Annotated in this window: 14 protein-coding genes; 3 read left to right on the top strand and 11 right to left on the bottom strand. The window is 62.6% G+C overall.

The genetic code is table 11. The features are described from left to right. Window positions 1-19: 19 nt before the first annotated feature. Entirely contained in the window at window positions 20-673 is a 654-nt protein-coding gene (locus JCM7686_RS09560) for a GntR family transcriptional regulator (protein ID WP_041527259.1), read from the top strand. A gap of 92 nt (window positions 674-765) precedes the next feature. Here JCM7686_RS09560 and JCM7686_RS09555 read toward each other — a convergent pair whose 3' ends face one another. The 4 genes from JCM7686_RS09555 to scpA form a co-directional block, all read right to left on the bottom strand. Then, window positions 766-2,091 carry a homoserine dehydrogenase gene (locus tag JCM7686_RS09555; RefSeq protein ID WP_020950654.1) on the bottom strand — a complete coding sequence of 442 codons (1,326 nt, stop codon included), beginning with the start codon at window positions 2,089-2,091 and terminating at the stop codon, window positions 766-768. Between the two features lie 109 nt (window positions 2,092-2,200). Next, complete coding sequence (locus JCM7686_RS09550; protein WP_236635804.1) at window positions 2,201-2,719, bottom strand: hypothetical protein; 519 nt, start codon at window positions 2,717-2,719, stop codon at window positions 2,201-2,203. Beyond that, window positions 2,716-3,564 carry a hypothetical protein gene (locus JCM7686_RS09545; protein WP_020950652.1) on the bottom strand — a complete coding sequence of 283 codons (849 nt, stop codon included), beginning with the start codon at window positions 3,562-3,564 and terminating at the stop codon, window positions 2,716-2,718. The genes JCM7686_RS09550 and JCM7686_RS09545 overlap by 4 nt, the downstream gene beginning before the upstream one ends. A 167-nt stretch (window positions 3,565-3,731) precedes the next feature. After that, on the bottom strand, window positions 3,732-5,873 hold the full coding sequence (scpA, locus tag JCM7686_RS09540) for a methylmalonyl-CoA mutase (RefSeq protein WP_020950651.1): 2,142 nt from the start codon (window positions 5,871-5,873) through the stop codon (window positions 3,732-3,734). A 57-nt stretch (window positions 5,874-5,930) separates the two neighbouring features. Here scpA and JCM7686_RS09535 point away from each other — a divergent pair, with 57 nt between their 5' ends. Beyond that, window positions 5,931-6,458 (top strand): DUF4174 domain-containing protein, encoded by a 528-nt coding sequence (locus JCM7686_RS09535; RefSeq protein WP_041527258.1) that lies wholly within the window; start codon window positions 5,931-5,933, stop codon window positions 6,456-6,458. A gap of 108 nt (window positions 6,459-6,566) precedes the next feature. Then, window positions 6,567-6,779: a hypothetical protein gene (locus JCM7686_RS09530; RefSeq protein ID WP_148292599.1), complete on the top strand. Its 213-nt coding sequence runs from the start codon at window positions 6,567-6,569 to the stop codon at window positions 6,777-6,779. Here the strand turns inward: JCM7686_RS09530 and JCM7686_RS09525 are convergent. The 7 genes from JCM7686_RS09525 to JCM7686_RS09500 form a co-directional block, all read right to left on the bottom strand. Then, window positions 6,745-7,410, bottom strand: a complete 666-nt coding sequence (locus JCM7686_RS09525; protein ID WP_020950649.1) for a hypothetical protein — start codon at window positions 7,408-7,410, stop codon at window positions 6,745-6,747. The two genes, JCM7686_RS09530 and JCM7686_RS09525, sit on opposite strands and share 35 nt — an antisense overlap. 93 nt (window positions 7,411-7,503) lie before the next feature. After that, window positions 7,504-9,552 carry an acetyl-CoA carboxylase biotin carboxylase subunit gene (locus JCM7686_RS09520; RefSeq protein ID WP_020950648.1) on the bottom strand — a complete coding sequence of 683 codons (2,049 nt, stop codon included), beginning with the start codon at window positions 9,550-9,552 and terminating at the stop codon, window positions 7,504-7,506. A gap of 106 nt (window positions 9,553-9,658) precedes the next feature. Next, window positions 9,659-9,889 (bottom strand): hypothetical protein, encoded by a 231-nt coding sequence (locus JCM7686_RS09515; protein WP_041527256.1) that lies wholly within the window; start codon window positions 9,887-9,889, stop codon window positions 9,659-9,661. Window positions 9,890-10,055: 166 nt separating this feature from the next. Beyond that, window positions 10,056-10,493: a hypothetical protein gene (locus JCM7686_RS09510; protein WP_020950647.1), complete on the bottom strand. Its 438-nt coding sequence runs from the start codon at window positions 10,491-10,493 to the stop codon at window positions 10,056-10,058. Window positions 10,494-10,613: 120 nt separating this feature from the next. Further along, entirely contained in the window at window positions 10,614-10,748 is a 135-nt protein-coding gene (locus tag JCM7686_RS25025; RefSeq protein WP_268935160.1) for a hypothetical protein, read from the bottom strand. 184 nt (window positions 10,749-10,932) lie between these two features. Continuing rightward, the gene (locus tag JCM7686_RS09505) at window positions 10,933-11,646 is read right to left on the bottom strand and encodes a DUF6497 family protein (RefSeq protein ID WP_020950645.1); all 714 of its coding nucleotides are present in this window, start codon (window positions 11,644-11,646) and stop codon (window positions 10,933-10,935) included. Between the two features lie 10 nt (window positions 11,647-11,656). After that, entirely contained in the window at window positions 11,657-13,189 is a 1,533-nt protein-coding gene (locus JCM7686_RS09500) for an acyl-CoA carboxylase subunit beta (RefSeq protein ID WP_020950644.1), read from the bottom strand. Window positions 13,190-13,277 lie beyond the last annotated feature (88 nt).

Genomic DNA, 13,277 nt, shown 5'->3' with positions numbered 1-13,277 from the left:
TTGTGATCACAGATTGAGCATGACCACCACCAAGGCCTCTGAACCCCATGCGCATGAAAAGCTCTATCGGAGCATGCGCGCCCAGATCATGATCGGGCAATTGCCGCCCGGGCAGCCTCTGACCCTGCGCGGGATTGCGGCGCAGCATCGGGTGTCGATGACGCCCGCGCGCGAAGCCGTGCGGCGTCTGGTCGCCGAAGGGGCGCTGACCCTGTCGACCTCGGGGCGCATCACCACGCCCGCGCTCTCGGTCGAGCGGATCGAAGAGTTGGCCGCCTTGCGCGCGCTGATCGAGCCCGAACTCGCTGCCCGCGCCCTGCCGCGCGCCCATTTCGCGCTGATCGAGCGCCTGAGCGCGATCAATACCGCGATCGGCGAGGCCGCCGAGAATCACGATGCGGTCGGCTATATCCGCTCGAACCTCGAGTTTCACCGGATGCTTTATCTGCGCGCCCAGGCGCCCGCGATGCTGGCGATCCTCGAAACCGTTTGGCTTCAGCTCGGGCCGACCATGCGCGCGGTCTATAACCGGGTGCGCCGCAACGAGCCGCCGCGCCACCACCGCATGATCCTGGCCAGCCTGCGCGCCGGGGACGAGCCGGGCCTGCGCCTTGCCGTGCGCACCGATGTCACCCACGGGCTGCGCCATCTGCACGTCGCGGGCTCGATGTAGCCGGGACAGGCCGAAGGCCGCATGCTGAGACGAAAAAGCCCCGCGCAAGGCGGGGCTTTTGACGTAAGGCTTGTGAGGGGACTTCGGCGGCCTCAGACCTCTTCTATGCGCAGCTCGACCGGCTCGCCATTGATGACGCCGGTTTTCGGCAGCACCTCGATCGCGTGATCGATTGCGTCGGGCGTCGTCTTATGGGTGACGATCAGCACCGGCGCCGCGCCCTGATGGTGGCCATATTGGCGCATCCGGTCGATCGAGATCCCGGCATCGCCCAAGACGCTCGCCACCTTGGCCAGAGCACCGGGTTTGTCGGCGAGCTCAAGGCGCAGGTAATAGGCGGCGGGAACAGCCGTGCGGGCGGGCTGGGTCTCGCGGAGTGTGGTCGCGGGCTGGCCAAAGACCGGCAGGCGGACGCCGCGCGCGATCTCGATCACATCCGACATGACCGAGCTTGCGGTCGGGCCTTCGCCCGCGCCTGCGCCGCGCAGCACGATCTGCCCGACGCTGTCGCCCTCGATCACCACCATATTCGTGCCGCCCTGCAACTGCCCGAGCGGGCTGTCAGCGGGGACGAGGCAAGGGGACATGCGCTGCTCAAGCCCGCGCGCGGTCATTTGCGCGACGCCGAGCAGCTTGATGCGATAGCCCATATCCGAAGCGCGGCGGATGTCGTCGATCGAGACGCGCTCGATCCCCTCGATCTCGACCGCGTCAAAGGCCGGTTTGGTGCCAAAAGCAATCGAAGACAGGATCGCGAGCTTATGGCTCGCATCGATCCCGCCCACGTCGAGCGTCGGATCGGCCTCGAGATAGCCAAGCTTGCGGGCCTCTTCAAAGACCTCGTCATAGGGCAGGCCCGCGTTTTCCATCCGGGTGAGGATATAGTTGCAGGTGCCGTTCATCACGCCCATGACGCGCTTGATCTGGTTGCCAGCGAGCGATTCCGTCATCGTCTTGATGACCGGAATGCCGCCCGCAACGGCCGCCTCGAAGCGGATGACGCGGCCATTGGCCTCGGCGAGCTCGGCCAGTTCCTGGCCATGGATCGCCAGCAGCGCCTTGTTGGCGGTGACGACATCCTTGCCCGAATTCAGCGCAATGGTGATCGCCTCGCGGGCAATGCCCTCTTCGCCGCCGATCAGCTCGACAAAGACGTCGATATCGTCGCGGGCGGCAAGGACGCGCGCGTCCTCCTCCCATGCGTAATCGGACAGGTCAATGTCGCGGTTCTTGTGCCGGTCGCGCGCCGAGACAGCCGAAATCGCAATGCTGCGTCCGGTGCGACGGGTCAGAAGCTCGGCGTTTTTCTGGATGATCTTGACGGTACCGGTGCCGACGGTGCCAAGTCCGGCAATGCCGAGGCGCAGCGATGCGGGGCGTGAGGACTCGGGCGCGGTCGTGGTGCTGTGGGAGGACATGAGGCTCTCGTTGGTTCAGCTTATTTGGGTGTTAGCCCATGGGGACGGCTCATGCAACGCGGCGAAAGGGGCGGGCGCGACCTTCGGGCGGGGCGGTCTTGCCCCCAGATCAGACGTCATCCCCCGCCCATTGGCCGGGAATGCCGGTCGCATGCATGATGCTGACGATCTTGCGGCCAAGGGCGACGGTCTCGTCCCGGGTGGCCAGCAGATCCTCGACCGAGAAATCCGTGCCATAGGGCTCGCCCTTGGCGTTGACGAAGGCGGGATGCCAGCGCCCGGCGCCGGCAGGACGCCACGAGGCATGGCAAAGCAGATTGCGCTGGATCTTCAACGCGACCAGCCGGTCATTCAGCGGGATGCGGTCGGGAAGACCGGGATGACGGCGCAGAGCGGCATCAAGCTGCTCGACCAGCGTGCCCATGGAATCATCAGCGAGATCATCCATGTGACGCAGCCAGCGCTGCAACTCCTCCTCCGAGAGATCGCCCGCCAGTCGCGCCCGGTCGAGCGAATAAAGCGCGCGTTTCATCACCTCTTCGAGCCAGCCAAAGCTCGCCACCGCCTGACCCAAAGCGGCCGCGAAATCGAGCGGCAAGGTGTAATGGGTCTCGGGCGGATCGCTCACTCGCGCCACAGCCGTTCAACCCAGCTGACCGGCCGCGTGAAATGGCGCAGATGCTTGATGAAACTCTCGCGTCGATCGCCGCTGAGCGCCGCGCGCAGATGCTGGCCGGGCGTGCGCACCGGATCATTCGGGCTCCAACGCCCGAGAATGGCATCGGGCGGGTTGAGATTACCCGGAAAGATCACGATCTTCGTGGCTTTGGGAATGCGCGCCTCGCGAAGATAGTTCAGCGGAAAGATCGGCACGCATTGCAGGCGGAAATGGGCCAGCCAGCCGCGCGGCCAGAACTTCACCCCGCCGGGTGCATTGCGGGTGACGAAACGCTGCTCATATTTGTATTTGTCGGCCGCGCCTTGCGGATCGGCGCGAAAGATCTCTTGCAAGGGCTTCAGCTTGCCGACCCGCATCCGATAGACCGAGGTTTGCCCCATCTTCTCGAAAGGCGTGTTCAGATTGAGCCCGAGCACAGTGTCATCGGGATCGCCAAAGCTGAAGAAATCATCGAGATTGGCGGTGATGATCACATCGAGATCAAGAAACAGCACGACCCCGGTCACATCGCCCAGATCCCCCCAAAGCCGCGACTTCGGCCATTTGCCCTTGGTCCGCTCGGGCGCCTTGTAGCTGAACTCCGGCAGAGGCCGCACCGCGATCTCGGGATTAAGCCCGGTCGCATTGTCGGTGAAGCAATACAGCCGGAAGGGCGGCGTGATATTGCGCGAGATCATGCCATAGAGGCGATTGACATATTCGGGGCCGAACTGCGTCCCCCATTTGATGCAGATGATCTGCTTGACAGAGCCATTGCGGCCGTCCGCGATCATCTGAGTGCTGCTCTCTGGCATGAGGTCCTCGTCTGTCTGGACATGAGTCTTTCACACCCCCCTGTCCGAGACAAGACGCCCTGAGACAACAAGAAACCCGCCCCTGTCGGGACGGGTCTTTCTTCATCATCCAAATACCCAAACTGCCACAACGCCCGGACAAAATTGGGCAAATCCGAAACGACCGATCAGGCGCGGGCTTCGCGGATCAGCTGCAAGATATCGCGCGCGGCGGCGGGAATATTGGTGCCGGGCCCGAAGATCGCCTTGACCCCGGCGCCTTTGAGGAATTCGTAATCCTGCTGCGGAATGACGCCGCCACAGATCACAATGATCTCGCCTGCGCCCTGATCCTTCAGCGCCTGGATCAGCTTCGGGGCCAGTGTCTTGTGCCCAGCCGCCTGGCTCGAGATGCCGATGACATGGACATCGTTGTCGATCGCATCCTGAGCCGCTTCTGCCGGGGTCTGGAAGAGCGGGCCGACATCGACGTCAAAGCCGATATCGGCAAAGGCGGTGGCGATGACTTTCGCGCCGCGATCATGGCCGTCCTGACCCATCTTCACGACGAGCATCCGCGGGCGACGACCTTCGTCTTCGGCGAAAGCCTCGACATCGCGCTGGATCTGGGCGAAATCGGCATCGCCCTCATAGGCCGCGCCATAAACCCCGGCGAGCGTCTTCACTTCGGCACGGTGACGGCCGAATTCCTTTTCCATTGCCATGCTGATCTCCCCAACCGATGCCCGGGCGCGAGCGGCCTCGACCGCCGCCTCCAGAAGATTGCCACCCTCCCGCGCGCGCCGGGCCAGCTCATCAAGCGTGGCCTGGGTCTTTGCCTCGTCGCGGCTGGCGCGGATCTGGTTCAGACGTGCGATCTGGGCGTCGCGCACCGCCATATTGTCGATGTCGAGGATGTCGAGTTCATCCTCCTTGGTCAGGCGGTATTTGTTGACGCCGACGACGACTTCCTCGCCGCGGTCGACCATGGCCTGACGCCGCGCGGCCGATTCCTCGATGCGCAGTTTCGGCATCCCCGAGGCCACCGCCTTGGTCATGCCGCCCATCTCTTCGACTTCCTCGATCAGCTTCCAGGCCTCTTCGATCAGATCGGCGGTCAGCTTCTCGACGTAGTAAGACCCAGCCAGCGGGTCGATGACATGGGTGATGCCGGTCTCTTCTTGCAAGATCAGCTGGGTGTTGCGCGCGATCCGGGCCGAGAAATCGGTCGGCAAGGCAATCGCCTCGTCCAGCGCATTCGTATGCAGCGACTGCGTGCCGCCAAGCGCCGCCGACATCGCCTCGAATGCGGTGCGGATGACGTTGTTATAGGGGTCCTGTTCCTGCAAGCTGACGCCCGAGGTCTGGCAATGCGTGCGCAGCATCAGGCTCGACTGCTTCTTCGGCTCGAATTCCTGCATGATCTTGTGCCAGAGGAACCGAGCCGCGCGCAGCTTGGCCGCTTCCATGAAGAAGTTCATGCCGATCGCGAAGAAGAAGCTCAGACGGCCCGCGAATTCATCGACATTCATCCCGGTTTTCAGCGCGGCGCGGACATATTCGCGCCCATCGGCCATGGTGAAGGCGAGCTCTTGCACGAGGTTCGCCCCGGCTTCCTGCATGTGATAGCCGGAAATCGAGATCGAGTTGAATTTCGGCATCTCTCGCGAGGTGTATTCGATGATATCCGCGATGATCCGCATCGAGGGCTCGGGCGGATAGATATAGGTATTGCGGACCATGAACTCCTTGAGAATGTCGTTCTGGATCGTGCCCGAAAGCACCGCGCGGGAATGGCCCTGTTCCTCGCCCGCGACGATGAAGCTGGCGAGGATCGGGATCACCGCGCCATTCATGGTCATCGAGACCGAGACCTTGTCCAAAGGAATCCCGTCGAAGAGGATCTTCATATCCTCGACGCTGTCGATCGCCACGCCAGCCTTGCCGACATCGCCTTCAACGCGGGGATGGTCGCTGTCATAGCCGCGGTGCGTCGCCAGATCGAAGGCGACGGAAACGCCCTGCTGACCTGCGGCAAGGTTGCGGCGATAGAAGGCGTTCGATTCCTCGGCGGTCGAGAAGCCTGCATATTGCCGGATCGTCCAGGGACGGCCGGCATACATCGTCGCGCGCGGCCCGCGCGTGAAGGGTGCAATCCCCGGCAGCCCGTCCATATGGCTCAGACCCTTGGTGTCCTCGGCCGTATAAAGCGGCTTGACGGTAATCCCTTCCAGCGTCTGCCAGTCGAGCGTCTCGGGATCGGCGCCTTTGAGCTCCTTGCTGGCCAGTTTGCGCCATTCCTCAAGCGAGGGATTTGCCTTCTCGGTCATCTTGCGTCCTTTCCCAATGCCGCCTCGGCCCTATATGAGAGGGAAAACGAGGCGGTGATGAAGTTCAGTCGATTGATTCTCTTTTGTGCGGTGCCGCTTGTTGCAGCGATGGGCGACGGGGCAGGCGAGGCCCGGCGCGGCACGGGATTCGAGCGCGGCGTGATCGGCGAGGAAAGCCGTCCCGATCCGGTCGAGGCCCCGACCAGTCTCGGTGCGCTCGAAATGCTCGATGCCGGTGCGGTCGATCCCGCCGCATATCTGTGGAAGTCGCGGCCGATCGTGGTTTTTGCCGATACGCCACAGGATCCGATCTTTCTCGACCAGATCCGCCAGCTTGAACGCGATCCCGCGCCGCTGATCGCGCGCGATGTCGTCATCATCACCGACACCGATCCGGCGGCCAATTCGGTCTGGCGGCGCAGTCTGCGCCCCGAGGGCTTTTCGCTGGTGCTCGTCGACAAGGACGGCCAGCCAAAGCAGCGCAGACCCTCGCCCTGGTCGGTGCGCGAGATCACCCGTGCCATCGACAAGACCCCGCTGCGGCGCCAGGAAATCGGCCGCGCCGGAGGGGTTTTGCTGCCCTGAAAGCTGTTGCGCTTAACGCTCTTTGCGCCAAGGATATTGCGCGACGGGCCAAGGCTCACTACTTTGAGAGAGAAGTCAAAGCCGTCCCTCTGTGTGAAGGAGCCGATCATGCCCAAGTCGATGATGTCGCCCAAGACGGAAGCGCGGGCCGATGCGGCCGCGCCGAAGGCCGGACGCAGTGCCGAATGGCGCGCCAAACCTGCGACAACCACGGAAAAACTGGTGGAACGGCTGGCCAAAGCCCGCACCGCCAATGAGATTACCAGTGTCATCGGATTGCGTCCCATCAAAGGTCGCTCCGGTCCGAAGATCGCTTATTAAGGCGCTCTCTCAGCTCAACCAGTTCTCCCGGCAGGCTCGCGGTGATTCGCGCGGCCTCTGCTTCTGACGCCTCATCCAGAAGGGCCTCGATCGCGGCGACACCGCCATTGAGCTGCGCCGAGAGGATCACCATCGCATAACGCCCGGCCTCAAGCGCCTCTTCGCTCAGCAGCAGGTAATCGGTCAGCATATCGGCCGCCCGCAGCGCATCCTTGCGCGCGGCGTTTTGCACATCGGCGGCCAAAGCCTCCATCACGGCAAGCAGCCGGTAATAGATCACCACCGGATCAATCACCAATGCAGGCAAGACGTGGATCTCGGCGATCACCGCGCGGAAGATCCGGTCATTGGCCTCGCTCGGGATCGAGGGGATATAGCCGCCCGCCCGCACCCGCTCGATCAGCGCATGGCTTTCCTTGAGGCTGAGCTGCTGGTGTTCCAGCGAGACGACATGGGCGCGGATCTCGGCCAGAATGGCGCGTTGCAGGTCATTGACCCGCTCTGCGCGCAGCTGAGACGCCATGCGCCGGTTTTGTCGCCCGTTGTAGATCCAGCCGCCCATCGCGACAAAGGCCGCGACCAGCGCGCCCTGCACGGCGGGATTGATCCAGTCATCGACGGGCGACGGCATCAGTGCCCCCTTGCGCCACGCCGCCCGCCCGGCCTGCCCATGGGGGCAGATCCGAACATGGCGGAGGGAAGGGGGAGAGTGCTCAAACCGGCCTCACTCGAATTCGATGATCACGTCATCGACCTTGAGGCTTTCGCCGGGTTTGGCATTGACGGATTTGACCACGGCCTTCTTCTCGGCGCGCAGGATGTTTTCCATCTTCATCGCCTCGACGGTTGCCAAAGCCTGACCCTCCTGCACCTCATCGCCCGCCGCGACATTGATCTTCACGATCAGCCCCGGCATCGGGCAGAGCAGGTATTTCGAAGTATCCGGCGGCAGTTTCTCTGGCATCAGCCGGGCCAGTTCGGCAGCACGCGGACGGCGCACATGGGTGACCAGATCGGCGCCGCGCAGGCGCAGGCGGAAGCCAGAGCTCGCGCGATCGGCCTTCATCACCAAGGGTTTGCCATCGACGGTCAGCCGCGCCAAAGATTGACCGGGCAACCAGTCGCTTTCGACGCGCAGGCTGCGATCACCGATCAGCACGGTCGAGCCGTCCTTATCGGCGGTGATGCGCACCGGCACGTCATGGCCGCCAAGGCTGACCACCCAATGCTCGCCGACATGGCGGTGGTGGTTGTCGAGACGGCCCGAAATGCGGGTGCGCCGGATCTCGGCCACGCGATACATCGCCGCCGCCGCCGCTGCCACGCGCTCGATTTCAGCGGTGGGCAGGGTCGCACCAAGGAAACCATCGGGATATTCCTGGGCGATGAAGGCCGTTGAAATATCGCCCGAGGTGAATTTCGGATGATCCATCACCGCCGAGAGGAAGGGCAGGTTGTGGCCGATCCCTTCGACCTCGAACTCGTCCAAGGCATGACGCATCGCCTCGACCGCCTCGGCGCGGGTGGGCGCCCAGGTGCAGAGTTTCGCGATCATCGGGTCGTAATACATCGAGATCTCGCCGCCCTCATAGACGCCGGTGTCATTGCGCACCGCGACCGGGCTATCGCCGCCCTCGCTCGCGTTGACCCAGTTCCCCGAGGTCTTGAGCGGACCGGCCGCGACTTCCGCCGGGGGGCGGTAGCGGGTCAGGCGCCCGATCGAGGGCAGGAAGTTGCGATAGGGATCTTCGGCGTAAAGGCGGCTTTCGATCGCCCAACCGTTGATCTTGAGGTCGGATTGCGCGAAGGGCAGCTTCTCGCCGTCAGCGACGCGGATCATCTGTTCGACCAGATCGACGCCGGTGATGAGCTCGGTCACCGGATGCTCGACCTGAAGGCGGGTGTTCATTTCGAGGAAGTAGAAATTGCGGCTGCCATCGACGATGAATTCGACGGTGCCCGCGCTGGCATAGCCCACGGCCTTGGCCAGAGCGACCGATTGCTCGCCCATGGCCTTGCGGGTCGCTTCGTCGAGGAAGGGCGAGGGCGCTTCTTCGATGACCTTCTGGTTGCGGCGCTGGATCGAGCATTCGCGCTCGTGCAGATAGACGCAATTGCCGTGTTTATCGGCCAGAACCTGAATTTCGATATGGCGCGGCTGGGTGACGAATTTCTCGATGAAAATCCGGTCGTCGCCAAAGCTGTTCGCAGCCTCGTTCTTCGAGCTTTCAAAGCCTTCGCGCGCCTCCTGATCGTTCCAGGCGATGCGCATGCCCTTGCCGCCACCGCCCGCGCTGGCCTTGATCATCACCGGATAGCCGACCTGCTGCGAGATCTTCACCGCATCTTCGGCATCGGCGATCAGACCCATATAGCCCGGAACCGTCGAGACCCCGGCCTCTTGGGCGATCTTCTTCGAGGTGATCTTGTCGCCCATCGACTCGATCGCGCCCGAGGGCGGCCCGATGAACGCGACACCCGCCGCTTCCAGCGCCTCGGCGAATTTCTTGTTTTCCGACAGGAACCCATAGCCCGGATGGACGGCTTCAGCGCCGGTCTGGCGGATCGCCTCCATGATCTTGTCGATCACGATATAGGATTGGTTGGCGGGCGAGGCGCCGATGTAGACGGCTTCATCGGCCATGCGCACATGCAGCGCATTGCGGTCGGCGTCAGAGTAAACAGCCACGGTCGCGATGCCCATTTTTCGGGCGGTCTTGATGACACGGCAGGCGATTTCGCCCCGGTTTGCGATCAGGATCTTCTTGAACATGAGCGACTCGTGGTTTGGGCCGGTTCAACGGCAATGAAAAAAGAAAACGCCGCCCCCGCATGATGCGGGAGCGGCGTGAAAACCTGCGCAGTTGATGCGGCGGGTATCAGTAGCCCGAGCAGACGCCTGCGTCGTTGCAGAGCGCGCCAAGTGCGGCACCGGCAAGAGCGCCTTTGGTTGCGCTGCCGTCAAAAGCTTTTGCAGCGACGGCGCCAGCGGCCGCGCCGACAGCGGCGTTGCGCATGTTGGGGTTGACCGGCTGGCCCGGCTGGCACGCAGCGAGGGTCGACGCGACAAGCGCGAGAGCCGAAAGACGGAAGAAGGTACGGGTCTGCATGATAGACTGCCTCTGGTTATATGTCCGCCCGGTCCGGTCCGAAGACCGTCCGGACCGACGGGATGATGATTCAATGTCCATTCCTTCGCATAAGTTCCCACGACCGCCAACTGAATTGGCTGTGAAAAACCCGCTTTCGGCGAAGACATGCCCATCAACTTGCCCATTAGCGACCACGGCCTCCGTGGTCGTCTTCATCGTCAAATTCCTCGTCATCCCAATCGTCGTCGGAATCTTCATCCCAATCGAATTCGGGCGCGTCGGCGGCGAAAAGCTCGGGGAAATTCGCCTCGGCCTTTTTCAGATCGACACGCAGCAGTTGATCGTAGCTCGTGGGATCAAGCTTGCCGACGGCAACCACCTCGCGGCCCAGAAGCCACGAGATCCGCCCGGCATCGAGATTGCCGCGCTCGAAAGGTTCGTCGCTGAAATGGTTGATGAGCGCCGCAAGAAAACCGGCATCGGCCTTTTTGTCGGCAGGCGAACGGTCGCGGAAACGTTCGCGCGCGATCAGCTTGGTTGCGCCCTTCTTGTTGGCGCGCCGGATCACGAATTGAAAATCGGTCGAGGGAAGACGGCCCGGAAAGCCCCGATGCTTCAGCATGCTGCGGCCTCCATCATCGAGGGAGCCGCGGGGCGGATCAGTGCCGTAAGATTGCCCGGCTGGCGAAGGCTGGCACGGGCGGATGGGCGCGGGCAGGTGGTCTGCCCGCGCTCGGCAAGATTAGTTCGCGCCGAACTTGCCTTTGTAGACCGGCTCCGTGGTGACGGGGGTCGGGACGATGACTTCTTCTTTTTTGGGTGCGCAAGCAGCAGCGAAGCCAACGAGGCAAAGGGCGAGGACAAGCTTTTTCGACATGAGGTCAAACTCCAGGGGCACGGGGACGATTCTCCCCGACTGCTCAGTTTCTTGCCGGAGGCATTATGCAACCGGCGCATCATCATAGCGACCGCCGCAGGGGCCAGCGAGAGCCCGACCGGAGAAGTCGTGTTTGCCGCTGCTGCCTGTGGCCGGCATGCATCAGTGGCGGGGTAAATAGGGGTCACCAGGGTCTCCATTCGCAGCTATCCCTGTCTTTCGGCAGGGTAAATGATTCAAATATCTGAAGAACGTCAGGGTCATAGGTGCCGAAAACTGATTCTCGGTCAGCCAGACTGATGACGATCTGCTGCGGTCTTCTGGACGATTTCAGCGCCTCGGGCAAAGCGAGGTTTTCGCAGATCCAGACAATATCATCATGAACTGGATCTTTGAGCAGAACATCTGGAGCAGGTGGCAGGCGGTCGTCGCCCTCATTGCCGGTGGGGGAGCTGCCTGACAGCGAGCTGTCGATGGCGGCATCGGCCTCTTCTTCCGCGCCGGGAACCGAGATCACCGGCGCGAGGTGAAGATCCTCTTCGCTGACCATGCCGTCATCGATGTAATCACCGTCCGCGGACGCCTCGTCATTCGCGGCCTCGGTGTCGACATCAATGGGCGCGCGCGGACCATCACCTTCGCCTTCGCCATCCGCGAAGAAATCCGTCGCCGAACCAGAGGTCGCGGGGACGCGCTTGGCCAGATCGGGCATCACGAAGCGGAAGCGATAGGTCAAACCATTTTCTCCGAGGTCGTCTTCGAGCTTTTCCTGAAGGTGGATGTTGACGCCCGAGGGCAACGAAATGGCAGGCGCGTCGGACCCAGCGGCCGCCGCTGACAGCCCCACCGGAAACGGCAGGAAAAGAAGCGGCAGCAGGGCGGCAGACCGAAGGGTCACGGCAGGCCTCTTAGAGTGGGATATTGTCGTGTTTTTTCCACGGGTTGGTCAACTTCTTGCCGCGCAGGCTAGCAAAAGCGCGGGCCACCCGGCGCCGGGTCGAGCGCGGCTGGATCACCTCGTCGATGAAGCCTTTTTCGGCGGCAACGAAGGGATTGGCGAAGCGGTCTTCGTAATCCTTGGTCCGCGCCGCGATCTTCTCGGCATCGCCAAGCTCGCTGCGATAGAGGATCTCGACCGCGCCTTTCGCGCCCATCACCGCGATTTCCGCAGTGGGCCAAGCATAGTTGAAATCGCCACGCAGATGTTTCGAGGACATCACGTCATAGGCGCCGCCATAGGCTTTGCGGGTGATGACGGTGACTTTCGGCACGGTCGCCTCGCCATAGGCAAAGAGCAGCTTCGCGCCGTGCTTGATGACGCCGCCATATTCCTGACCGGTGCCGGGCAGGAAGCCGGGCACATCGACCAGCGTCAGGATCGGGATCTCGAACGCGTCGCAGAAGCGCACGAAACGCGCGGCCTTGCGGCTGGAATCGATGTCGAGACAGCCCGCCAGCACCATCGGCTGGTTGGCAACGATGCCGACCGTCTGGCCTTCAAGGCGGATGAAGCCGGTGATAATATTGCCGGCGAAATCCTTCTGAATCTCGTAGAAATCGCCCTCATCCGCGATTTTCGCGATCAGCTCTTTCATATCATAGGGCTGGTTCGGGTTATCGGGGATGAGCGTGTCGAGGCTTGCCTCGATGCGGTTCGGATCGTCGAAGAAGGGCCGGGTTGGCGCCTTCTCGCGGTTGTTGAGCGGCAGGAAGTCGAAGAGGCGGCGGATTTCCGACAAAGCCTCGACATCGTTTTCAAAGGCGCCATCGGCGACCGAGGATTTCTTGGTATGGGTCGAGGCCCCGCCAAGCTGTTCGGCGGTGACGATCTCATTCGTGACGGTTTTCACGACATCGGGGCCGGTCACGAACATATAGCTCGTGTCCTTCACCATGAAGATGAAGTCGGTCATGGCGGGCGAATAGACCGCGCCACCCGCGCAAGGGCCCATGATAACCGAGATCTGCGGGATCACGCCCGAGGCCAGTACGTTGCGCTGGAAAACATCGGCATAGCCCGCAAGCGAGGCCACGCCTTCCTGAATGCGCGCACCGCCCGAATCGTTGAGCCCGATCACCGGAGCGCCGTTTTGCATCGCCATATCCATGATCTTGCAGATCTTCTGGGCATGGGTTTCCGACAGCGAGCCGCCGAAGACGGTGAAATCCTGCGAATAGACATAGACCATGCGGCCGTTGATCGTGCCCCAGCCGGTCACGACACCGTCGCCATAGGGGCGCTCGGCCTCCATGCCGAATTCGGTCGAGCGATGGCGGACGAACATGTCGAACTCCTCGAAGCTGCCTTCATCGAGAAGCAGCTCGATCCGCTCGCGGGCGGTCAGCTTGCCGCGCGCATGTTGCGCGTCGATGCGACGCTGCCCACCGCCAAGACGGGCCTCGCGGCGACGCTTGTCCAGTTCGTCCAGAATGTCCTTCATCGGGCCCTCCACTCGGCTTTTGCCTGTGTAACCCGCAAAATTCGCAGTCGGAAGCGCAAAGCAGAAAATTTGCAAATTAAAGCTGCCA

Source organism: Paracoccus aminophilus JCM 7686, from assembly GCF_000444995.1.
GTDB classification, from domain to species: Bacteria; Pseudomonadota; Alphaproteobacteria; order Rhodobacterales; family Rhodobacteraceae; genus Paracoccus; species Paracoccus aminophilus.
The sequence above is the reverse complement of the archived record's forward strand: the minus strand, read 5'-3'. Positions and strand labels throughout refer to the sequence as shown.